Source organism: Marinobacter sp. CH_CUG1437-1, assembly GCF_037029655.1.
Taxonomy (GTDB): Bacteria; Pseudomonadota; Gammaproteobacteria; order Pseudomonadales; family Oleiphilaceae; genus Marinobacter; species Marinobacter salsuginis.
In genome coordinates, this window is record NZ_JAYMEW010000009.1 from 12406 (window position 1) to 34242 (window position 21837).

The 21837-nt window shown below is 51.3% G+C and carries 19 protein-coding genes; 10 read left to right on the forward strand and 9 right to left on the reverse strand.

Features of this window, described 5'->3' with window-relative positions; translation table 11 throughout:
* Positions 1-45: 45 nt before the first annotated feature.
* The 7 genes from WA411_RS17790 to WA411_RS17820 all read right to left on the reverse strand — a co-directional run bounded on the left by WA411_RS17790 (position 46) and on the right by WA411_RS17820 (position 5416).
* Positions 46-669, reverse strand: coding sequence for an SCO family protein (locus tag WA411_RS17790; RefSeq protein ID WP_014575721.1), 624 nt, complete (start codon positions 667-669; stop codon positions 46-48).
* Entirely contained in the window at positions 666-1508 is an 843-nt protein-coding gene (locus WA411_RS17795; RefSeq protein ID WP_014575722.1) for a cytochrome c oxidase assembly protein, read from the reverse strand. The genes WA411_RS17790 and WA411_RS17795 overlap by 4 nt, the downstream gene beginning before the upstream one ends.
* A 22-nt stretch (positions 1509-1530) precedes the next feature.
* On the reverse strand, positions 1531-2169 hold the full coding sequence (locus tag WA411_RS17800) for a DsbA family protein (RefSeq protein ID WP_014575723.1): 639 nt from the start codon (positions 2167-2169) through the stop codon (positions 1531-1533).
* Between the two features lie 176 nt (positions 2170-2345).
* Complete coding sequence (locus WA411_RS17805) at positions 2346-2918, reverse strand: hypothetical protein (protein WP_014575725.1); 573 nt, start codon at positions 2916-2918, stop codon at positions 2346-2348.
* A gap of 75 nt (positions 2919-2993) precedes the next feature.
* Positions 2994-3902, reverse strand: a complete 909-nt coding sequence (locus WA411_RS17810) for a cation diffusion facilitator family transporter (RefSeq protein ID WP_041644856.1) — start codon at positions 3900-3902, stop codon at positions 2994-2996.
* A 97-nt stretch (positions 3903-3999) separates the two neighbouring features.
* A complete protein-coding gene (gene lspA, locus WA411_RS17815) occupies positions 4000-4515 on the reverse strand; it encodes a signal peptidase II (protein WP_062785137.1) in 516 nt (171 codons plus the stop codon).
* 4 nt (positions 4516-4519) lie between these two features.
* The gene (locus tag WA411_RS17820; protein ID WP_014575728.1) at positions 4520-5416 is read right to left on the reverse strand and encodes a cation transporter; all 897 of its coding nucleotides are present in this window, start codon (positions 5414-5416) and stop codon (positions 4520-4522) included.
* 165 nt (positions 5417-5581) lie between these two features.
* Here WA411_RS17820 and WA411_RS17825 point away from each other — a divergent pair, with 165 nt between their 5' ends.
* The 6 genes from WA411_RS17825 to WA411_RS17850 all read left to right on the forward strand — a co-directional run bounded on the left by WA411_RS17825 (position 5582) and on the right by WA411_RS17850 (position 12435).
* Positions 5582-6049, forward strand: a complete 468-nt coding sequence (locus WA411_RS17825; protein WP_041644857.1) for a hypothetical protein — start codon at positions 5582-5584, stop codon at positions 6047-6049.
* 319 nt (positions 6050-6368) lie between these two features.
* The gene (locus WA411_RS17830; protein ID WP_041644859.1) at positions 6369-6944 is read left to right on the forward strand and encodes a hypothetical protein; all 576 of its coding nucleotides are present in this window, start codon (positions 6369-6371) and stop codon (positions 6942-6944) included.
* Positions 6941-8131, forward strand: coding sequence for a saccharopine dehydrogenase NADP-binding domain-containing protein (locus WA411_RS17835; RefSeq protein WP_291910141.1), 1191 nt, complete (start codon positions 6941-6943; stop codon positions 8129-8131). Before WA411_RS17830 ends, WA411_RS17835 begins: the two co-directional genes overlap by 4 nt.
* A 47-nt stretch (positions 8132-8178) precedes the next feature.
* Positions 8179-9168: a porin gene (locus WA411_RS17840; protein ID WP_227514626.1), complete on the forward strand. Its 990-nt coding sequence runs from the start codon at positions 8179-8181 to the stop codon at positions 9166-9168.
* A 248-nt stretch (positions 9169-9416) separates the two neighbouring features.
* Positions 9417-10823: a hypothetical protein gene (locus WA411_RS17845; RefSeq protein WP_014575733.1), complete on the forward strand. Its 1407-nt coding sequence runs from the start codon at positions 9417-9419 to the stop codon at positions 10821-10823.
* A 73-nt stretch (positions 10824-10896) separates the two neighbouring features.
* On the forward strand, positions 10897-12435 hold the full coding sequence (locus tag WA411_RS17850) for a hypothetical protein (protein ID WP_014575734.1): 1539 nt from the start codon (positions 10897-10899) through the stop codon (positions 12433-12435).
* A 30-nt stretch (positions 12436-12465) separates the two neighbouring features.
* Here the strand turns inward: WA411_RS17850 and WA411_RS17855 are convergent, their stop codons facing one another.
* Together WA411_RS17855 and WA411_RS17860 are read right to left on the reverse strand one after the other, a co-directional pair.
* Positions 12466-13779, reverse strand: a complete 1314-nt coding sequence (locus WA411_RS17855) for an ATP-binding protein (RefSeq protein WP_014575735.1) — start codon at positions 13777-13779, stop codon at positions 12466-12468.
* Between the two features lie 186 nt (positions 13780-13965).
* Positions 13966-14262, reverse strand: coding sequence for a hypothetical protein (locus WA411_RS17860; RefSeq protein WP_041644860.1), 297 nt, complete (start codon positions 14260-14262; stop codon positions 13966-13968).
* Between the two features lie 336 nt (positions 14263-14598).
* On the opposite strand from WA411_RS17860, the gene WA411_RS17865 reads away from it, so the two are divergent.
* The 4 genes from WA411_RS17865 to WA411_RS17880 all read left to right on the forward strand — a co-directional run bounded on the left by WA411_RS17865 (position 14599) and on the right by WA411_RS17880 (position 21833).
* Positions 14599-15849 (forward strand): DcaP family trimeric outer membrane transporter, encoded by a 1251-nt coding sequence (locus WA411_RS17865; RefSeq protein WP_014575737.1) that lies wholly within the window; start codon positions 14599-14601, stop codon positions 15847-15849.
* Between the two features lie 326 nt (positions 15850-16175).
* Positions 16176-17477, forward strand: a complete 1302-nt coding sequence (locus WA411_RS17870) for a TolC family protein (protein ID WP_041644862.1) — start codon at positions 16176-16178, stop codon at positions 17475-17477.
* Positions 17478-17526: 49 nt separating this feature from the next.
* A complete protein-coding gene (locus WA411_RS17875; protein ID WP_014575740.1) occupies positions 17527-18711 on the forward strand; it encodes an efflux RND transporter periplasmic adaptor subunit in 1185 nt (394 codons plus the stop codon).
* Positions 18712-18725: 14 nt separating this feature from the next.
* Positions 18726-21833: an efflux RND transporter permease subunit gene (locus tag WA411_RS17880; RefSeq protein WP_014575741.1), complete on the forward strand. Its 3108-nt coding sequence runs from the start codon at positions 18726-18728 to the stop codon at positions 21831-21833.
* Positions 21834-21837 lie beyond the last annotated feature (4 nt).

Below are 21837 nucleotides of genomic sequence, written 5' to 3' on the forward strand. Positions count from 1 at the left end.
CGCCAATCAGGACTGTCCCAATTCGAGTTGGGACAGTCTATTCAGTCAGGAATCCTCCTGAATAAGAGCAACGAGATCATGCCGAATTTCTTCCCCGCTCAAATCGGGCCGAATTAAAAGGCGGGGGTTACCCTCGCGATCAAATACATAAATCGCGCTGCTGTGTGACACCGCATAATTTCCATCGGGGTCAGGTTCGTCATAACCGAAGGTGGTTCTATATCGTTTTGCGAGTTCACGAAGCTGGGGTTCATTTCCAGTGAGTCCTACAATATTGTCACCGAAAAAATCCACGTATTTTGCGAGGCGCTCAGGCGTGTCACGTTTCGGATCGACACTCACGAACAAAGTGAGTACTTCATCCTGAAGCGTCGGGGCCAGGCCACTGGTTGCCTGATTGAGCTTTTGCAGGGCGGTTGGGCAAACATCGGGGCACGAGGTGAACCCGAAAAACAGCATTCTCACCCGTCCACTGTAATCCTCGCCAGATACCGACTCGCCCTGGCTATTGATCAGGTCGAATTCCAGCTCAGGCATCAAGCCACTGATGTTTTTACCGTTCCAGTCTTCCTCGTCATTGGCAAAGCAACCAGTCAGCAATAGGGATGCAATCAGCGTTAAGGTCGCCGATATGATGTTGGTGCGCTGTCGCCAGAAGCGAGTTCTCATGACGCTGTTTCCTCAAGTGGTTTGGATTGATTGGCATATTTTCCGTCCTGATGCATGGCTCGCCGAAGCATCAGAAGAATGCCAAGGATGCTCATCATAGCGGGAGGGATATAGGTCAGCATGCCGCCCAGGAGCTGGTCGACTTCCGGGTCCAGCGGCCAGGCCCTGCCACAGACTTCGTAAACGTCGTAGACCATGTCACGTGAGAACACGATCCACGCCCCAAGAAACATCTGAAGCACACCTGCGGCAGCCAGAACCAACATGCGTCTGCCATACCCCAGCGATGAGGTGATCGCAGGCGGTCGCGGGTCGAAGATCAACCACCAGAACAGCAGGCCATCCAGTAACATGCTCCAGTTCATGACCCAGTACAGATCCCGGCTGAGCATGGCGTCGAAATGGATTGATGGCCACAGCCAGAAATAAATGAGCCCGACAAACAGGAATAGGGCGATGAAGGGTTGTTGCAGGACCTGATAAAACCAACCCAGAGGCCGGAGCGTGCGCCTCCAGCCTGGGCTGATTTTTTCAAACCAGAACCGCATGACCGGCAAGGGATTGGAAAGCGCGATCAGGATAGGCCCAATATGATGAAGGATCAGATGCTGGCCCCGATGGACGAAGAACATGTATTGCGCGTAGTAATCGAAGCGGGTCTGCATCACCGCATAACAGATCATCACCCCCAGGGTGAACGCAAAGATCCGCAGTGCGCCTGGCCGGTCCTGTTCCGGCATCCGAAATAGCCCAACGCCATAGAACCCCATCACGAGCATGTAGCTCAGTATGGTCAGCGGCGAGAAATCGTAAGGTAATAAGTAGTCAAGCAGTGACATAGCGTTGCCGGTTCTGAAGTTGTTATTGAGGCGACTCTACCTTGGAGGTGACAAGGTCGTACAGTTCTTGGGGTCCCAGCCGACTTAAGGTGTCCCCGTTGACGTAAAAGGTTGGGGTTCCAGAAATTCCAACCGCTTTCACGTCAGCCGCATCCTGTTGAATAATGCGGTCAATCTCCTGCGAGTTCATACCGGCCCGGGCGGCTTCTAAATCAAGCCCGGCTGACTCCGCCGCATCCCATGCTGCGGCGACCTTTGGATCGTCATGCCACTGGGGTTGGGCTTCCATGACAGCGTCAAGCACCGGCTCGTAGATCCCCTGTTCGCGGGCGGTTTCCAGAATTCTGACGGCCTCTTCCGAGCCTTTGTGAAACAATACGTAGCGCAGGACCAGACGCACGTTGTCCGGGTATGCAGCCTGAATCTGTTTCACATAGGGATGCATGGCGCGACAGCCTTCGCAGGATGGGTCGAAGAATTCGACAATGGTTACCGGCGCGTCCTCAGGGCCGATAACGGGAGAGTAATCTCTCACCAGCGGCGTTTTTTCAACAACGGCGGGTTCATCAATGCCTTGAGAACGATCGTAATAAACGAAAGCGGCCGCGAAGACAACCAGACAAAAAAGAACGAGGCTTGTGACCAGGGTTCGGGTACGCACGTAAGATCTTCCTATTTTAGATAAGTTTAACGAGTGTCAGATTTTCCGGTATTCGGTAGCAGCCGATTGGGAAGCCACCTCAGATAAAACATCATATCAATAAGTTCCACCAGGGACTGCACGACAATCACCACGACAGCCGCGGCCCAGGCCTCTGGTAGCGACAATGCCAGAGGTTAAACCACGAAGGAGTTGCGGGTGCCAAGGCTGAAAATGACGGTGCGACCGGTTGCTACCGGTAATCGAAAGACCCGGCGCAGAGTCTTTCCAACCGGAGCCTCAGCTAGCAAATAGGCCGGAAACAGAATCATCAAGGGCCAGATAAGTGGGCCGGTACTGTCGATCTGGCTGACTTGTGTCATTGAGATGATGAAAAGTACGACTGTCAGCAGAGGGACCGGCATCAGACCCATGAAGCGAATCAACCCGGTGGCTTTTTCGGACTTTTCCGCCCATTTTTCAGTCAGAAATGCCAGGATAAGGGGGACAACAAGCAGCCCGACAAAGGCCGGCAGGAGGTGTCGCCCAAGCTCAAGATTTACGTCGAACTGATTGCCCAGGAAAAGCCAGAGGTAAAGTGCAAGAAGAGCCAGTTGAGCAATCAACAGAACCGGCGTTGCCGCAATGGCTCGGGTGCTCTGGCACTCCTGCACCCTGTCGCCGAGGGAAGAGGTCCATCCGGCAATGAGGCCGGAAAAAACAGCGATGAGGTAGGCCCAGACCTGATGGCGTTCAATTACGTCTCGCATAAGGTGTTCTTAACCGTGTGGCATGTCGGCCATTCGCAGTCGATCTGCCACACGGCACCCATTTCAGCAGCCCTGTTAGCCATGGCCATAAGTATGGGCATCTTTGTGACTGTGATCAGGGTGTTCAAACTCCAATGTTGAATGAGTGATGCTGAACTCGTTATCCAAAGTTCGTTTTATCCGGCCCTTGACTTTTTCAAGTTCATTCCATGCACTTATTTCGACCACCACATGGGCGTCGAGGGAGGCATCATGCTCACCCATCTGCCAGAAATGTACGTGGTGAAGGTCTAAAACGCCTTCTACGTTTGATAAAGCCTCGATGACAGAATCTGTGTCGATATCCACTGGGCTACCCAGCATGAGTGTCCGGATGGTTCCGCCGATTTCCGTTAAGCCCAGGTAGAGAATATAGCTTGCGATACCAATTGTGATCGCGGGATCAACCCAACGCATGTCGTACAGGAGAATCAGGGCGCCGCCTACAACGACTGCAATTGACGCAAACGCATCAGACAAGTTGTGTAGAAACAGCGCACGGATGTTGACGCTGTCCTTTTGCATGGAGTAAGTGAGCAACGCGGTCAAACCATCCACTACCAATGCGATAATGCCAAGCCAAACTACCCACCAGCCCTTGATTTCCGGGGGATCTAGGAATCGCATGCCACCTTCGTAGATTAAATATGCCCCGATCATAATCAAAGTGGTGTAATTTATAAGTGCCGCAACAATCTCAATTCTCCCGTAGCCAAAGGTCATCTTCGAGTCGGCCGGGCGGCGTGCAATCTTCCGCGCCGCAAATGCAATAAATAGTGACGCCATATCCGAAAAGTTGTGTATAGCGTCGGCTATCAGCGCCAAGCTGCCAGCGAAGATCCCTCCAGCGATCTGAGCCAAGGTTAGGATACCGTTCGCCCAGATAGCTACTGCAACTCTCTTATCCTTAGTATCCGGTGACATGTGAACATGCTCGTGGCCCATTGTTTTCTCCTTGGTCGTTGCTGTTCAATTAAACGTAGTCGCAACACTCGCTAAGCCGGACTCAGAGGGCTTAGCGAGTGATGCGACCGCGCGAAAACTAGTCATTCTGGCGATTTTTCGTGTTGTTCCCAACACCTTTCTCGGCTGTGAAGCCCGTGACCAAAATCATGATCACGCCCAGGACGATGAACACGTCGGCAAGGTTGAACGCCGGCCAATGCCAGGATTGCCAATGGAAATCCAGGTAATCGACAACGTGGCCTCGAAAAACTCGGTCGATGACATTTCCCAGTGCGCCTCCAAGAACCATGGCGTAAGCTAGGGCTTCTGTTCGTTGATGGCTGTCCCGAATCAATTTGACCAGAACAGCTGAGACGACAACGGCTATTGCGATAAAAAAGTATCGCTGCCAGCCCCCGCCATCGGCGAAGAGACTAAAGGCAGCGCCTTTATTCCATACGTGCACCCAATTAAAGAAAGAAGTGATCTCAACCGATTGCCCGTAAGCCATGGATTGCTGGACCAGCCATTTAATGGCCTGGTCAGCCAACGCTATCAGCGTGGAAAAGCCGAGAAAGTTCAGCGTAAAAAAGCGAGAACGGTCTCCAGACATCGAATTATCCTTTTAGTGCAAGTATGCGCTTGGCACCGATGAGTACAATGCCTCCCACAATGCCGCCAATAACCAGATCCGGGTAGTTGGAGCCGGTCCAGGCGACAAGAAGCCCTGCGAGGATAACCCCTAGATTGATGACCACGTCGTTGGCCGAAAATATCCAGCTGGCTTTCATGTGAGCACCGCCTTCACGGTGTTTGGCGATCAGGAGCAGGCAACTGACGTTGGCAATAAGGGCCACAGATGCGACGGCCATCATCATCAGCGACTGCGGATCACTGCCGAACAGAAAACGCCTGCCAACCTCAACTAGTACACCGACGGCAAGGATGAGCTGGAGAATGCCAGCAACATGGGCCGCTCTGACCTGCATTTTGATGCCATGCCCGACGGCGTAAAGCGCAAGACCGTAGACGGCAGCGTCGGCAAGCATGTCTAGCGAGTCAGCAATCAGGCCAGCGGACTGGGCGATCAGGCCCATCGTCATTTCGACCAGAAACATCAGACCGTTGATTGCCAGCAGTATCCATAAAGTGCCGGATTCCTCGGTTTCGTTGGCATTAGACGACTCAGCCGATCTGACGGATTCAGCGCTGGCCTCTTCTGACTTCTGCAAGGAAGCGCCCAGCCCCAGGGTTTCCAGCTTGCTCGTAATAGGTCCGGCTTCGCCTTGATGAATAATTTCCAGATTTCGATTCGATAGGTCGAATGAGAGTGACCGAATGTTGTCAAAGCCATTGAGCGCCATTCGAATCATTCGCTCTTCCGAAGGACAGTCCATTTTTGGCACTTTGTAGGTGCTGATCTGGGCTCCATGTGTGGTGATAACGGGGTTCCGAGTGTAATTATCTGTGCCAGCTTCCTCACTGCCACACTGTCCGTCACAGGTGTTGCTCATTTTCTCGGCTCCGGTTCTCGTACAAATGATGCAATTTAAAACCCTGTAGTTACTACAGGGTCAATGACTAATTTACTCTAGTCGTTAAGATCGGCGTTTATCTGGATAAAGATCTACAATGATAAGTGAAATGGAGTGGGCATCTCATTTTTGGGGGATAACTTTATGATTTCATCTAAAGGGCTTGCTGCAACCGCTGCGCTATTGGTTTTTCCAGCATTGGTAATAGCGCATGGTGACCAAGGCCCCTGGCAAGGGCATGGTCCCGGCATGATGATGGATCAGGAGCAAATGCAGCAGATGCACCAGAACTGGTCTCACATGAACCAGCTGATGCAACGCATACCTGATGAAGCATCACCGCAAGAGCGGCAACGATTGATGCGAGAACACAGGGAGGCGATGCAAGAACAAATGGATTATATGCATCGCGGCATGATGGGACCTGGCATGATGCGTGGACAAAACGACATGATGGGAGGTCAGCACCTGATGAACGGCGGCGGTAAATCAAAAAATGGTGGTAGTCTGTCTAACGAGCAACAAATTCAGATGATGCAAGAGCGCATGGATCAAATGCAGCTGATGATGGAGCAGATGTTGCAACACCAGAAAAATTTGAACGTGCAGTGATTTGACGTGGCACTCGCCCCCAACTCGACCACCAAGCGTGTGGCTGAATTGGGGGACTGAACATCTCTATATGAATTACTGTTTCGAACCTTGCATCAGTTGCTAGATTCTTTATCCCCGGTCAGGCAAAGCGTCCAATTATTTAAAGTGCGCTCTCGCCCATTCAGCACAGAATGCTCTTCATCAGCTATGGCGAACGCGTTCAATCGCTCCGAACAATCTAAGCTCTTGATCGAACTTTCTGCGTTAGATCTCTATTTGACCCTGTAGTTGCTAAAGGGTTTAGGGATGTCTGATCTGAAGAAAAAGAGGGCTTGGTATGAACCGCATGATAATGGCTTGCGCAACTTTTATGCTCGTCGGACTCTTGATCTTTGCAGGCTTTGATCTTCGGAAAGTGGATGTTACCGAGAGCGTTGTTGTTGATGCGCCCCGCACGGAGATTTGGGGGGCAGTGACGGATTTCGAAGGCATCTTTCACCGAGCAAATGACGCTCATATTTTGACTGAGATAACGAGCCGACCCGGTACGGGATTTGTTGACGGGCTTAGATTTCTCCAGGTTGAAACGGTTGGTGGAATAAAAGGGGTTCTGGACGGGCGTGTGTACGACGTCTTTCCGCCAACACGCTACAGATGGTCAGCCGAAACTACCTACAGCCTTTTGGGGATCGATATCGTTGACGTGTTCGAGGGGGGAGATTTACGAATTGAAAAGACCAACTCTGAGAAAGGATGGCGTCTCTCTCACCGGGTATACGGTGTCTTCCCCGATTCCTTTAAAGGCAGAGCCTTGAGTTGGTTCATGTCAGCCTTTATGGGCATCGAGTCAGACGCTGCGCAACACACCCGGGTTGAGTTGGAGTACGTCAAAAGGGAGCTTGAGAAACGATGAGACAGGGCGACAAGAGCGTACTTGTCCTTGGTGGCTACGGAGCTGCCGGGACCGCTACTGCGACTTTCTTGGGGCAACGGATCGACGGCAATATTGTCTTGGCAGGGCGTTCACTGGAAAAAGGGCGTAAACGAGCGGAACAGTTAGATCGCGAAGCCGGTGTCACAGGTCGTTTCAACGCCAGATCAATTGATGTGGCTGACGCTGCACAGGCCAGGCAATGCTCGCATGAGCAAGATGTCGTTATTGTGGCATGTGACCTTTCCGTGTCTGCTCTTGAGAATCTGGTTCACGGTTGTATCGCGAATCGAGCCGACTACATCGATATCACTCCAAATCCGCGCAAGCTTGAGGTATTCCAAGGCATGCGGACACTCATCGAGACCAGCGACAGCCGATTTGTACTGGATGCAGGTGCTGATCCGGGGCTGCCCGGGTGGCTGGCTCGATGGCTTTGTCAGGCCTCTCCGGGGACAGTGAAGGATATTCAGATGTATGGGCGTTATCGATCCACCGACATAGGCTGGGGCGGTGTTGCCGACATCCTGAGTGCCGCTGATCGCCAGGGGTGGAAGTATAATGGCGGATGGACACAGTCCCGTTTTTGGGACGTCCGTTATAGAAGGTTCGAAGGCGGGTTGGGAAGCAGCATCTGTGTTCCGGTTTTTCTGGATGAACTTCATGGCTTACCGCAGGAGCTATCACTGGAATGCTTCAGCTTCTATCACGCCGGTCTCAACCCGGTTACCGATGTGCTGATGACATTTGAGAGAACGGGAATGCTTGGCTGCTTTTCCTTCAAGTCACGCCAGCGCGCATTTTATTCAGCTCTTAAACGCTTCACTAACAAGCCATTCGGCCTTGAATTGACTGCCGAGAGCCGAGGTGACCGCGCATCGCGCCGAGTATCAATTGGCCATCATGATCTTTATCGCGCAACCGCAATCCCTGCCGCGATTCATTGTGAGTCGCTTTTGGAAGGTTCCGGGGATGAATCTGGGGTCAGATGGGAATCGCTTTCATGCTCACAACGCGATGTACGAAAACGGCTGCTTATATTCAAGTTCAATTCAGTGTCAAAGGATATAATAGAAGGTTTTAATTTTATATTTTTGAAAATAAAAGAAAAAATATTTCAATGTAATAATTTTGCAACAGATACAAAGCACCATCTTCTCAGCATTTGAAAGACTTCAAGTGTCATTTTGAATCTATCTAATCTGAAGAGGTGTCCATGAAAAAGTGTCTATCGATGTTCGTGTTTGGTGGATTTGTCGTTACTTCAATAAATGCACTCGCGGCGGACGGTCCTATCCTGTACGGCAAAGCCAATGTTTCGTATGAAAACCAGGACGACGGTAATAGCGATACTTGGAAGCTTCAGAGCAATGCTTCCCGTCTTGGTGTAAAAGGGGCGTTCGATACCGACCTCGCAGGCCTGGAGGCGATATACAAGGCGGAATTTGAAATATCGATTGATGATGGAGATAAAGATGGCCAAACCTTCTCGCAGCGTAATATATACGGCGGCTTCAAACAGGCGAACCTCGGTGCACTGATTGCGGGAAAATTTGACACACCTTTAAAGTCAGCGCAGGGCAAGGTTGACCAGTTCAACGACCTACAGGCGGATATAAAAAATATCATGGCTGGTGAAAATCGGACCAGCAACATTGTTCAATACAGTTCCCCACGTCTGTTCGATGCTGTGGGCGTCAGTGTTGCCGTCATCCCGGGTGAAGAGCAGTCAGCTGGTGCAGAGAACGACGGACCTGCGGATGCAGTTTCCAGCTCTTTTACGTTTGAGAATGATCGTTTCTACGGAAGTATTGCCTACGATTCTGATATCGACGATTCACTGGAAGCCGATTCAAGTGGCGATAGTCGTCTCAATATCCTGCGAACCGTAGGGAAGGTCCGATTAAGCAACTTCGAGATCGGCGCAGTTTACCAGTTGGCAGAAGAAAGCGATGGCCCTGGAGAAGATACGTCTTATCTGGTTGGCGGTGCCGTTAACCTTGAGCGTTGGAAGATCAAGGCTCAGTACGGACTGACAGAAGCCGAGACAACAAACGAGGAGCTAACCCTGTTGGCCTTGGGGTTCGATTATAAACTGGCAAGCAAGAGTAAGGTTTATGCTTACGTGTCTCAGGTGGAGGCGGACCTGGCTGACTCTGAGGACTCCACATTTGGTGTGGGCTTCGAGCATAAGTTTTCCATGTAGGGTCGAGCGTGATCGCTGAATATGGCGAGACCGACGTATCTAAAATATTTTCCGGATTTCAAGTTCATTTAAGGTTCGTGTGAGAGCCTACTTGCGAGTTAACTAAGGTTATTTAATGGCGGGAATGCTTCATTCCCGCCTTTTTTTTGGTCTTTCGTCCGGTGTTCTAGCTGGTTTTAAGATTTACGCCACTATCCGTACGAATCGAACATCACAAACAATCAAGAAAGAAACTGGAGGAGACTACGTTGAAACGCAACATTCTGGCCACTGCGATTGCGGGGATGACAACACTGTCGGGAAGTTGGGCCGCGACGGCAGCGGAGATTGAATTCCACGGTGATATGGATAACCGCTTTCAGGCTTACACCAATCAAAGAGACTGGTTTTCTGGTGGTAACTCAGGTGGCGGTACGCTGAAAGATGACGAGCCGACCGAGAGCTTCGGCGAGGTCAAATATCGCTTCTGGGCGAAGGCAACTTCCGACGACAAAAACGTTACCGGTGTATTCGCGACGGAGATTGGAGGCATCCGCTACGGTGAGGGTTCGGGTGGCGACTATTCCGGTGATGGTGTGAACATCGAAACACGGTGGGCTTATGTGGATTTTTTGGTGCCCAACACGCTAGACCAGCGCGTATCGCTGGGCTTGCAGCCGGTGTCAGTGAACCGACATGTCTGGACTGAAACCGCCACAGCCGCTGTTTGGAAAGGCTCACTGGGCTCTGGATTTGACTATCAGTTGTTATGGGGGCGAGGTGACTCTTCCAATGAGAGCGGCGTCGACTCAGAACAGGACGAAGGCTGGGATGGCGCGGACAACTTTGCGATCAACCTGAACAAGCGTTACTCACCGAACCTGAGCGCGGGCCTCTTCTATCTCTATCAGATGAATGATCAAATTGCTGAGGGAATAGGTACGGTAAATAGCAGGGAGTATGAACTGAAGAGTATCGCTGATAACTCCAAATATTCCGTTTCCAGCTTTGGGGTGGAGATGGATTACGGTCAAGAGACGTCGCTAGGCCGCATGTTCGTGAAGGGTACGGTGATTGGCCAAAGCGGAACAATAGAAGGTGTAAATTTCGTCCCATTGAATGGTGCTACGAATCCCAATACGAACTATGACCTTTCGACCTTTCTGGGACGCGGCGAGCTCGGGCTGCAATTTGGACCAAACCAACTGACGTACACCGTGCTCTACGCATCGGGCGATGGCAATGAGCAAGACGGGGACTTCGACGCCTTCATCGCCACGGATGTCGACTTCAGCGACAGTATGATTTTTCAGGAAAACATGACGAGCGATGACTACTTCGCCGAAACACCCTATATCCTCGACAAAGGGTATTTCATGAACAAGCTACAGCTCGATCATAAAGTAGCGGCCAATATTACGGTCAGCGGAATGATTGTCTACAACCGCTTGGCTGAGGACATTGCACTTGCCGATGGATCGTCCTCAAAAGATCTCGGACTGGAATTTGGCTCCAAGGTCTCGTACTTCCCATACCCTTCGCTTGAGCTGTCGGCAGAAGCTGCATACCTGGCATCAGGCGATGCTATGGATGCGCTGGAAGAAACTGCCTTGCAGGACGGCAAAAGCGATCAGGACATTGTTCATGTTGCCGGTCGGGTAAGGTACAAGTTCTAACAAGAACGGGGTGGTGGGAGCGCCACCCCGCTTTTGTTATACAAAATGAATCCGCATTAAGTGACTTTTTCCTATGATGACTCGTTCTGCAGTATTTGTGTTCCTGATGCTACTACTAGCTGGTGCGGTACAGGCGGTTGAGCGTGAGCATCCAGCAAAGGCAAAGGTCACTCAGGTAGATCGTGATCAAAAAGTGCTTTCCCTCACAGTCGACGATGCCACTGTTGAGGTAGGTGATTTATTTGTTGTGTTGTGGGAGCCTGATCATGCAGGCATCCTGGAGCAAAACCTTGCAGTCATCGGTATCGAGAGTATCGGAAAGGATCAGGCGGTAGGGAAATTGCTGTTTGGAACGATGCCCTCCGTTGGCGCTGTATCGAAACGCTTTTACGGTATCCCGGCGGTGTTTACTGATAGAGCCGGCGACCCCAGGGCGGTAACGCCGGCGTTGAAAGCCCGATTTCCTGATCTTTTGTGGCGGGACGAGCCAGAGGCGTCAAACGATGTGCCATTGGTGCGTTTTCAGGTTACCGGGAGAGGTCAAGCCGTTGCGACTTACAATAACACCTGGTTGGTCGGCATCGTACAGACCAATGCTGAAGAAGGTCGGGTAGGTCCGGTTGAGGAGGAGGCTTTAGCGTCTCCATTTGCCAGACTGCCCATCAACGCAAAGTCGTTGTCCGCGTTTCGTTCTGGCAGCGATTACTATTTTGCGGCGGAGCATGGAAACAAACTCAGCTTTTTCCATGTTAATTCCAGTGGGGCTGTTCAGAGCCTGGCGTCCATTGAGGTGCCCCGTCGGGAGAAAGTCATCCGAATGGACTGGTACGTTTCAGAGAACTCATACTACCTCATTTTAAATCAGTGGAATGGCCGTCGCGTTTCAAGTTCTTTGATCCAGTTGGCCGAGGGGGAGGCCGAAGCCATCGGTTTCATTCCCTTAATTTTGGGGTTGCAGGATTTGGATGCTGACGGACGCCGGGAAACTATTCTCGGGCAGTCTTTCTACTCAGAGCAGGGGTTTGGTTCAGAGATTTATGAGATATTAATCTCACCGAACGGGCCTGACCTCTATAAGGCCGATCATGAAAAGTTAAGTCGATACACGTCAGTGTTTCGGGTAATCGGTGCTGTTGTTCAGAGCAAACCGGGACCTTTGAATATGGTGACCGTCTCCCAAGGGAAGGTTTCATTTTTCCCTGCTGGCACTGAGGGCCCACAGCTGGACTATGAAATTGGAAACCGGGTGGCAGGCACGAGTATGACTTACGACGTGTCGCCTGAGCTGGTGTTTAGTCCGAGGCAAACACTATTTTTGCCGAACCTGCTCGTACGCTCCGGTGAGGACCCAGTTAATATCGGGATTCCACAGAAATCCAGTGCAGCCGAAGATATGATAGGTGTTTATGATACGCGAGTTGATTGGTTGACGCTGAGATCCGGGAAATCTCCCCAAACGCAGTCAACAAGTCTTCTAACGTCGGCTCCGGTGTCGCCCGTATCAGGTAATACAGGGTTGTTCTTTATGTCGCCTGATGAGAACTCAGTTCAAAGCAACAGTTTTGATGTTGAGACGTTGGTGTATCGGGCTGCTATGCCTGCTGGTCGCTGACTAAAGCTGGATAAGTTGCCCTTGTAGTCGTCAAATGCTTCTGGGAAGCTCGATTAGAACCCGCAGACCACCTTTGGGTGATATAGAAAAATGCATGGCGCCACCGTAGTCATTGGTGATTTCCTCAACGATTGATAGGCCAAGGCCATAGCCAGGAGTTTTTTCGTCCAGTCTTTTCTGGCGCCTGGTAAGATCGGCAAGCTGGTGTGACGCTACTCCGGGGCCGTCATCTTCAACAAGAATGGTCAAAGTGTCATCGTGAAGTTTCAAGTGTAGATGAACTTCCTGAGAGCACCATTTGCTTGCGTTATCAAGGACATTACCCAAGATCTCATTAAAATCACGCTCATCAATTGGCCAGACAAGCTCTCTGGGTAATGTTTCTTGAAGATGGATCTGTTTGTAAGGATAGATTCGACTGACTACGTCCACCAGTGCCAGAGTTCTCTCAATGATCGGTGTCGCCTTTCCAATGTACTGACCGGACATTTCGGTTTTTCTCATTTGAGTGTCGATCAGCTCGTGCATTTCAGACAGTTGAGACTTAATTTGACTCGCGATTGTGGTGGGAATGGCTTCGTCATTGATCATGGAGTTTATGACGGCAAGGGGGGTTTTTAAGCTATGAGAAATATCTGCGGCTAGGTGGCGTGAACGGGAAAGTTTTTTGTCGTACGACTCTAATAGACGATTAAGATGTTTGACAAGTTCAGTGAATTCTTCAGGTACGTTCTCATCCAGTCTATTACGCTCACCATTTTTAAGCGACGTTAATTGGGAGCTCATCATTTTTAAAGGTTTTAGTGCGATAGTTACCCCAATAAATATGATCATTGATATCGTAACGAGAATTGTAAATGATATGATCCATATAAGACCGTGGATTTTGTCAAGAGTGTTTGGGGAGTAGGAGCTTTTTTCAATTATAGTAACGCTTAGCTTATCTTGTCTGTTATTAAATATTTTGTAGTATCCAAGGATTGATCGATCATTATACGATATGTGAAAAATTCCAGGATTTCTGAACGATTCTACCACCTGTAATTTCGGTTCAATGTTCTCGCTTGTAAAACTCCGACCTTGACTGTCTTCGATGTGAACAGAATATTGGGACAATGAAAAATCTCTGAGAGAAGATTTTGTAATTTCTTCTTTATCATTTGTTAGTGTCTTTGAGAGCCGGTTAGCTGCAGCCTCTAGCTGCTGCCTGTGAAGCTCGTCATGGATATAGTCGATTAAAAGGGTGTGTGAGAAGAATATTACCCCGGTACACGCGAAACCCGTTAGTGTCAGGAAAGTAAGCAGTTTCCGTTTTATTGAAGGGCGTTGTTTTTTTCTGGGCATGTGGTCTGCCAAGCAGGTAATTGGAAGTTGCTATCGACTAAATCTAGGCCTAAAAAAGCCGCACTACAAAAGTAGTGCGGCAAGACGGAATGGTGGAGACCATTCACGATGCAACTGGTTTTAAAACGATCTTTGTCGACAAGTTTCTATTGTTCAATCAAAAATTCTATTAATGCGACATTATTTCTAATGAATAAACTGATCTTTTGAAAATTGGTCCAATTGAGATAGATTGATATCTCCCGATTTGATCATCTCGTGATAGATATCGTCCTTAGTCGATAACATCAATTTTCGGCGTGCCTCCATGCCCACTTCAGATAACGCCGCCTGTGTCATTACCTTATGTTGTCTCTTCATATCCTGAATGCTGCTTTTGGAGAGCATGCCTTGTGCTAACTTATCGTCCTTGGCCTCAGTGGCATGGAGGTTTCCTGCCGCCAAGGCTAATGCTAACGATGTGAGCCAGAGATAGTTCCTCATAGAGTCACCTTTAAGTTGAATGATGTGCACCCTGATGGAACCAGATGAACTTTAACTCAGCTTGAAAAAATAAAATTAAATCATGAAAAGAGGACACGGGTGTAAGAACGGTTGCGATGGGGTCGTTAATACAAAGGTATTAAGGGGGTATTTTTTTCAATTTCGTTTCAAGTTCATCTGCTATCAATGGCGATGCGTTGTTCTGGCCGAAAGTGCCGGCATAACCAGCAACTTACCGGTGGTGGTCTGTAACCGAAGCGCCTTCGCGTTTGGTTTATGAGGTGTCGATCGCCGGTAGGGGATCTTATAACGAAAGCTCACGGAGACTGATTTATAATGCAAACTAAAAAACTCAGGTTAGCGATAAGAGCAACACTTGCGATATCAACCATGGGCCTGGTGGTCCCATCTGCTTTGGCGCAATCAACTGCGGAACTTCAAAAGCAGATCAATGACTTGCGCAGTCAGGTGGATCAGATGGCGGGGACCAATGATTCCAAGGGGTGGTTGCTGCCCGGCACTAACACTTCGGTTACGATTGGTGGTTACGTAAAATTGGATATGATTTACGACACAGACCAGGATATCGGTGACTTGCACGACCCGAGTGTTCTCGATACATCCGTAGAGGATGGTGATAGCTCTTTGAGAGCGCATGCCCGTCAATCACGAGTGCGTCTCGGAACCAGTACCCCGACCGATATTGGAGAAGCCAAGACGGTTGTTGAGGCAGACTTCTACGGCGGTGGTGGCAACGAACTGTTCTCCAATTCACGGGGGCTTCGTATTCGTCACGCCTATGGCGAGCTCAACGGCTGGCTTGCGGGTCAGACGTGGAGTAACTTTATGCACTTTACGGCTTACCCGACCACACTGGACTTTAATGGGCCGGTAGGTGTGAGCTTTATTCGTCAGGCACAGATTCGTTACACGATGGGAATAGGTGACGGACAGTTCTCGGTGTCAGCTGAAAACCCTGAAACCAGTGGGTTTGAAGGTTCACGTGATACCGTTCCTGACCTTACCGCCCGTTACAAGTGGGCAGGGTCTGGTGGTGGATTTGAGGTTGCTGGCCTGGCCCGTTCTCTCAAGACCGACGACGTCAGTGCTACAGGTGACGACGCTGCGTTTGGATATGGCGTCATGGCGGCTGGTCGACTCAACGTCACTTCAGAAACCTCGCTCATGGCCGGAGTTGTTTTGGGTGATGGTGTAGGTCGTTATCTTTACAGCTCGTACAGTAACAACGACAGCACTGCGAGTCGGACTGGCATCGGTGAGGCATATATAACTTCCGATGGTGATCTCGAAACTATCGAGGCTTACGGCTTCAACGTGGCGGCGAGCCATAAGTGGACGCCAAAATTCACCACGAGTGTGGCCTATGGGTTTTTAGAGGGTGATCAGGACGAGACTCTCTTTCCAAACTCTTTCCAAACCCTAGAGAGCGCTTACTTCAGCAACTTCTACCAAGTAGCTGATCCGGTGACTGTAGGGGTTGAGCTGTCGTACGCCAACAAAGAACTTGCAAACGGTGAGTCAGCTGACAACACCCGTCTTCAGTTGGCTGCGCAGTTTAGCTTTTAATTCATTATTACATTGCTTCACATAGTTGGACCCCACGACGGGCCTCAGTAGGCCCGTCGTACGTTATTGTTCACTTACACGCGATGCCGTCAGGGGCTCTTTCACCTCTCCTCCTTTTACGACGTTATCCCTGCCATTGTCTCGTCGATTCGACCTGCCCTCGGCATTTAATCCAAAAGTTCGCTAGTAATGTCCGTTCAGTCGCAATGTAGCTCTTATGGAGCGGCATTCAGACTGATTTAAAGGTTTGTCTGTAAGGTCGTCTTGGAATTTACGGCGAAAACGCTGATTCATGTATCTCAGTCAAATAGCCAGGATGATATTGAATGAACAAACGACTGTTGTTGTGGGTGCTGATAGTACCCGGAGTCTTGAACGTCATGCCTTCGGCGGCAGCCACCACCGGGGAGAGCGTTTCACTCAAGGAGTACCAGCAAGCCAAGGCCAGCCAGGCTGTCTCCTTGAATGAGGCAATGGTAATGGCATTTGAGAATAGCCCGGTGTTGGCTTTGAGGCGGGCTGCGGTGTCCATGCAGGAAGCTGACCTCGATCATGCCAGCCGCTGGGCGCCCAGCAACCCTGAGCTTGAGCTGAGTGGCCGTGACAATCCAGATCAGGCGGATCAGGCACTGAATTACGAGGTTCGGGTCACTCAGGAAGTCTGGATGGGCAATCGGGGCGATCTCGGTCAGTCGCGTGCTCAGAGCACTCTCACTTCTCAACAGCAGGAACTTGAATACCTGAAGGTGGCGACCAAGGCCCGAGTGCGGTCGGCCTACTTCAAGATTCTGCTTGCACAGAAAGAGCTGGAAACGGCAAGCCGCACCGTTGAGCTAATGCGGCGAACCAAAGAGCTGGTTGAGGTGTCCGTTGAGCGGGGCAAACAGACCCGAATTGACCTCAATACCGCTGTCATTGGCTTGGCAAGAGCTAAGAACCAGAAGGCCGAAGCGGAGCAAAAGCTTAGGCAATCAAAAATTGACCTGACGGAAGTTCTTGGGGTGTCCCCCTCTGATGCGGTAGAGGTCTTGGGAGAGCTCAATGTAGCTCGTGCCAACTTGCCACCAACTAATCGCCTGGTCGCGATGGCTCAGCGCCAGAGAGGGGATCTGAAGGCGGCAGCAGCCAGAATTGCTGCGAATGAGTCCGGCCTGAAACTGGCCAAGAGTCTAACGATTCCGAACCTGAAAGTGTTCGGGTTCTACGAGCGGGAGGAAAGATCCAACCTTTTTGGTGCGGGTGTGTCGATGCCTCTGACCGTGTTTCATGACTATTCCGGTGAAAAAAGGAAGGCCTCGGCTCAGTTGAAAATCTCCGAGCTTGAGGCCGAAGCGCTGCGTTTGGCGACTGAACGCCAGGTCGTGTCTGCTGTAGCTCAGTACGAATCCGCCGTACGCAGACTGCGCCAGATGAACGAGTCGATTCTCGAACGTTCGGAGGAAACGCTGCAACTGATGCAGAAAGCTCTTCAAGCGGGAAAAGTCGATGCCTCCGATGTCCTAGCTGCCCAGGACAATCTTTTGTCGGTGAGGAAGGAATATGTCCAAGTGCAACACGACTATATCGATGCCGTCCGGGCGTTGGAAGTGAGCACCGGTGGTGCCCTTTCAATGTCATCCGGTTCCTGATGGCAAGAAAATTAATGGTTGAACGTTCTCTTATATCGAAGGTGTTTAGATGATTCGAAATATGCAGATAATGTTTGTCGCGATCAGTTTTCTGGTCTATCAGCCACTGGCGCACGGCGCCGAGGAAGCCGAAGGAGGGCAGCACCAAAAGGGTGAGGCTGGGCACTCGGCTGAAGGCAGTGAGGCCCGCGAAGTTCATCTCACCCCAGAGCAGAGGGAGTTGCTTTCCGTGCAGACTGTAACGGTGCCCCGAGGCCGAGCTGACAATATCGTGACTGCGCCAGCTGAAGTTCATTACGTTCCGGATCGCGTCGCTGAGGTAGGGCCGCTCCTGCAGGGAAAGCTTACGAGACTGGCTGTTGATCTTGGGGACCAGGTTGAAAAAGGCCAGTTGTTGGCCGCGCTGAACAGCGTTGAGTTGGCTCGCATTCGTTCTCGCCTAAACTCGTTGAAAGCTCGGAAAGAAGCCGCGACTGCGGAGTATCAGCGAGAAAAGCAATTGCGGAGTGAAAGCTTCACCAGCGAAGAAGAGTTCCTGGACGCCAAGGCTGCTTATCTTGAAATTACAGCGGAGTACGATTCAATTCGTGAGCAACTGGCGGTTTTTGGCAGTGATTCGTCAGGCGCTGATAGCAGTCTCGCACAGTACGCGCTCCGTTCTCCTATTCAGGGGCGTATTGAGCGCATGGATGCCAGGTTGGGCCAAACCTTAAGCTCTTCAGATACGCCCTTTACCGTGGCTGATACCTCTGTGGTGTGGGTGATGTTGCAAGTTGCCGAAACTGACATTGGCAGGGTATCCGTCGGAGATGAAGTTCAGGTCTTCTCAAAGTCGGTTGAAGACCGCTTTCACACCGGAGAAGTGTCTTGGATCTCAAATGAGCTTGATGAGGAAACCCGCACCATTCCGGTTCGCGTTGTACTCGAATCCCCCAACGGCGACCTTCGTCCAAATACCTACGCCACGGCCAGAATCATGACTGAATCGGCGGCATCACTGCCCCTGGTTCCACACGATGCCGTGCAAACCATCGATGACGAGTCCGTTGTATTTGTTCCGGGTAATGAAAGGGGAGCCTACAAGGCGGTTCCAGTCACTCTTGGCAAGGAGGCTAACGACTGGATAGAGATTAAGTCCGGCATCAGCGCAAACACGGAAGTGGTTTCAGTGGGCGCTTTTGATCTGATGTCGGCCATTACCGCCAGTGGCCGCAGCGCCGCTCACGGACACTAATACTCGGGGGGAGCATGATCAACGCAATTGTGAATTATGCGCTGAACAATCGTTTGATGACGCTTGTTTTTGCTATCGCCGTGATCGTTGCCGGCATATTTTCATTTCAAAAACTGCCGGTGGATGCGTTTCCGGACGCGACACCGACCATGGTTCAGGTGTTCACTACCAGTCCTGGTTTGTCGCCAGTTGATATCGAAACGCTGATTTCCTATCCCGTTGAGATCAGCATGTATGGAATTCCCAAGTTAGAAAAAGTGCAGAGCACGTCGATTTTCGGACTTTCGCGGGTGACCATCTATTTCGAAGATGGCACCGATATCTACTTCGCCAGGCGGCTAGTTAACGAACGGCTATCCGAGGCCAAGCGCCAGATTCCCGAAGGGATGGGGGAACCCGAACTCGGGCCCATCGCAAGCGGTCTTGGGCGCATCCTGATGTATTCCTTGGAAACTGAGGATAAAGAGCAGTACAGCCTGCAGGAAATCCGCACGATCCAAGACTGGATTGTCAAGCCACAGCTCAGAACCGTGCCGGGTGTAACCGGTGTCCTGTCCATCGGCGGCGAGGTAAAACAATACCAGGTCAATATCGATGCGCAGGAGCTTCAGGCAAGGAACTTGACGGTGTCTGATATTCGCGGCGCTCTCACCCAGAATAATCGTAACGTCGGCGCCTCTTTCATTACGCGAGGCGGTGAAGAGTACATTGTTCGCGGTTACGGTTGGGTCGACTCAGGTTACGAAGGCATCGAAGACATCCAGAACATCATTGTGTCCAAGAGTGAGGGTGAGTCCCCTATTTACGTCAAGGATGTGGCGGAGGTTGGGCTTGGGCCAGCGATTCGCCGTGGGGCAGAGGTGTCCTCGGGTGAGGAATCCGTGGGCGGTTACGTGATGAAATTGATTGGCACCAACACCAGTCAGGTGCTTGAGGACGTCAATGCGAAAATCGACGATCTGAACAAGTCCCTCCCAGAGGGGTTGAAGATTGAAGCGTATTACTCTCAGGCAGACTTGGTGGGCAAGGCTATAGGCACTGTCGAGAAAGCACTGCTTGAAGGTTCGGTTCTGGTACTGGTTTTTCTCTATCTGTTCCTCGGAAATGTTCGTTCCACACTGATCGTGGTGGCGACATTGCCGTTGTCTGTACTCTTTGCGTTCATTGCCATGCGCATGTCGGGCCTGTCGGCCAACCTGATGAGTCTGGGGGGGCTGGCTATCGGCATCGGCATGATGGTGGACGGCGCTGTCGTGATGATAGAGAACATCTTCCGACACCTTGAGGAGCGATCCGATGAAAAGGTCAGCGTTTTGAGGCTTGTAGGTGAGTCCGCTCGGGAAGTGGCTCGTCCGATCGTGTTTGCGATTGGCATCATTATCATTGTTTTTTTGCCGCTGTTTACCCTGCAGGGCGTTGAGGGCAAGCTGTTTTCGCCCATGGCCTACACCATCAGCTTCGCGTTGATTGGTGCGCTGCTACTCGCGTTGACATTGGTGCCGGTTCTGGCCTCGCTCTCATTCAAAATGGGTGGGCAACATAAGGAGCCGAAGCTGGTTCTGTTCCTGAACCGGTTATACAAGCCGGTGGTGAATACTGTCGTCAAAGTCCCTAAGATTGTGATGGGCGTGGCCGTCGTTGCTTTTGCAGGCAGTCTTCTGCTCTTTCCCTATCTCGGAAGCGAATTCGTTCCCACGCTCAGGGAAGGCACGTTCCAGATTCGCTCGACACTGCCACCTGGAGCCAGTCTTGAATCCGCCATCAAATATGGCAAACGGATTCAGTCCGTTGTAGATGAATTTCCAGAGGTCACCGGCACCTATGCCAGGATCGGTCGTGCCGAAGTGGGTGGTGATCCTGAACCTGTGAACGTTGTCGCGACGCTTGTCAATCTGAAGCCCCTGGATCAGTGGCGAGAGGACGTGAGCTATGAGGATCTCCAAAGCAGGATTGCAGAGGCTTTGGATGAACGGGTCCCGGGGCTTGCCAACAATCTGTCCCAACCGATTCAGCTCAGAACCGACGAACTCCTGTCAGGCGTTCAGGCGCAACTGGTTGCCAGCATTTTCGGCGATGACCTAGACGAGTTGGGCCGGATCGGCAGGGAGGTAGCGGCCCTGGCGAATGATGTGCCGGGTGCAACGGATGTGCGCGCGCAGCAGAGTGCGGGTAAAAAACAGATCGTTATTCGCCCCGACCGTGAAGTGCTGGCGCAGTTCGGCATCAGCATCGATAACCTGATGAGTACGGTTGAAACCGGTATTGGCGGTAAAAGCGCCGGGCTGGTTTTCGACGGTGTCCGGCGATTTGAGATTTTCGCCCGGCTGCAAGAGTCCTATCGCGGGTCCATCGATGAAATCAGGAAGCTTCCCCTTAGGGGCAACAGCGGCGAGCTGATACCGCTTTCACGGGTGGCAGATGTTGAGATGTACGCGGGACCCAAGAAAATTTCACGCTCCAATGCCAGTCGGCGACAGTACGTGCAGATGAACGTACGTGGTCGCGATATGGGCAGTGTTGTTCAGGATTTGCGCAATCGGATTGAAAAGCAAGTGGACATGCCGCCGGGGTATTTCGTGGAGTTCGGTGGTCAGTTTGAGAACCAGGAAAGGGCCATGGCGCGGCTGGCGATTGTTGTGCCGATTACCCTGGCGCTTATTTTCCTGCTTCTTTTCTCCGCATTCAGCAGTCTGCGCTATGCGGCGCTGATCTTCATGAATGTGCCCTTTGCGGTTACTGGTGGCATTGTCGCGCTTTTTGTGACGGGGCTTTACCTCTCCGTGCCTGCAGCGGTGGGGTTCATCGCTGTGTTTGGCGTAGCCGTACTGAACGGTGTGGTGATGGTGAGCTACATCAATCAGTTGCGGGACGAAGGCTACGAAGTCATTGAAGCAGTCAAGCTGGGTGCTCAACGCCGTTTGCGGCCGGTTCTGATGACAGCCTCGGTGGCTATTCTGGGGCTGATTCCCTTGTTGCTGGCCGACGGTATTGGTTCCAATGTCCAACGGCCGCTGGCGACGGTTGTGGTTGGCGGTCTGATCACCTCAACGCTGCTGACGCTGGTGGTGTTGCCCAGTGTGTACCAGTGGTTTGCATCCGAACGTCGTGACGTTGAAGTCTGATAGG

Bases quoted from the DNA above. Each gene is read 5' to 3' on its own strand.
- WA411_RS17790 (WP_014575721.1), bottom strand. From the start codon at position 669: ATGAGAACTCGCTTCTGGCGACAGCGCACCAACATCATATCGGCGACC.
- WA411_RS17795 (WP_014575722.1), bottom strand. From the start codon at position 1,508: ATGTCACTGCTTGACTACTTATTACCTTACGATTTCTCGCCGCTGACC.
- WA411_RS17805 (WP_014575725.1), bottom strand. From the start codon at position 2,918: ATGCGAGACGTAATTGAACGCCATCAGGTCTGGGCCTACCTCATCGCT.
- WA411_RS17810 (WP_041644856.1), bottom strand. From the start codon at position 3,902: ATGGGCCACGAGCATGTTCACATGTCACCGGATACTAAGGATAAGAGA.
- lspA (WP_062785137.1), bottom strand. From the start codon at position 4,515: ATGTCTGGAGACCGTTCTCGCTTTTTTACGCTGAACTTTCTCGGCTTT.
- WA411_RS17820 (WP_014575728.1), bottom strand. From the start codon at position 5,416: ATGAGCAACACCTGTGACGGACAGTGTGGCAGTGAGGAAGCTGGCACA.
- WA411_RS17825 (WP_041644857.1), top strand. From the start codon at position 5,582: ATGATTTCATCTAAAGGGCTTGCTGCAACCGCTGCGCTATTGGTTTTT.
- WA411_RS17830 (WP_041644859.1), top strand. From the start codon at position 6,369: ATGAACCGCATGATAATGGCTTGCGCAACTTTTATGCTCGTCGGACTC.
- WA411_RS17835 (WP_291910141.1), top strand. From the start codon at position 6,941: ATGAGACAGGGCGACAAGAGCGTACTTGTCCTTGGTGGCTACGGAGCT.
- WA411_RS17840 (WP_227514626.1), top strand. From the start codon at position 8,179: ATGAAAAAGTGTCTATCGATGTTCGTGTTTGGTGGATTTGTCGTTACT.
- WA411_RS17850 (WP_014575734.1), top strand. From the start codon at position 10,897: ATGATGACTCGTTCTGCAGTATTTGTGTTCCTGATGCTACTACTAGCT.
- WA411_RS17855 (WP_014575735.1), bottom strand. From the start codon at position 13,779: ATGCCCAGAAAAAAACAACGCCCTTCAATAAAACGGAAACTGCTTACT.
- WA411_RS17860 (WP_041644860.1), bottom strand. From the start codon at position 14,262: ATGAGGAACTATCTCTGGCTCACATCGTTAGCATTAGCCTTGGCGGCA.
- WA411_RS17865 (WP_014575737.1), top strand. From the start codon at position 14,599: ATGCAAACTAAAAAACTCAGGTTAGCGATAAGAGCAACACTTGCGATA.
- WA411_RS17870 (WP_041644862.1), top strand. From the start codon at position 16,176: ATGAACAAACGACTGTTGTTGTGGGTGCTGATAGTACCCGGAGTCTTG.
- WA411_RS17875 (WP_014575740.1), top strand. From the start codon at position 17,527: ATGATTCGAAATATGCAGATAATGTTTGTCGCGATCAGTTTTCTGGTC.
- WA411_RS17880 (WP_014575741.1), top strand. From the start codon at position 18,726: ATGATCAACGCAATTGTGAATTATGCGCTGAACAATCGTTTGATGACG.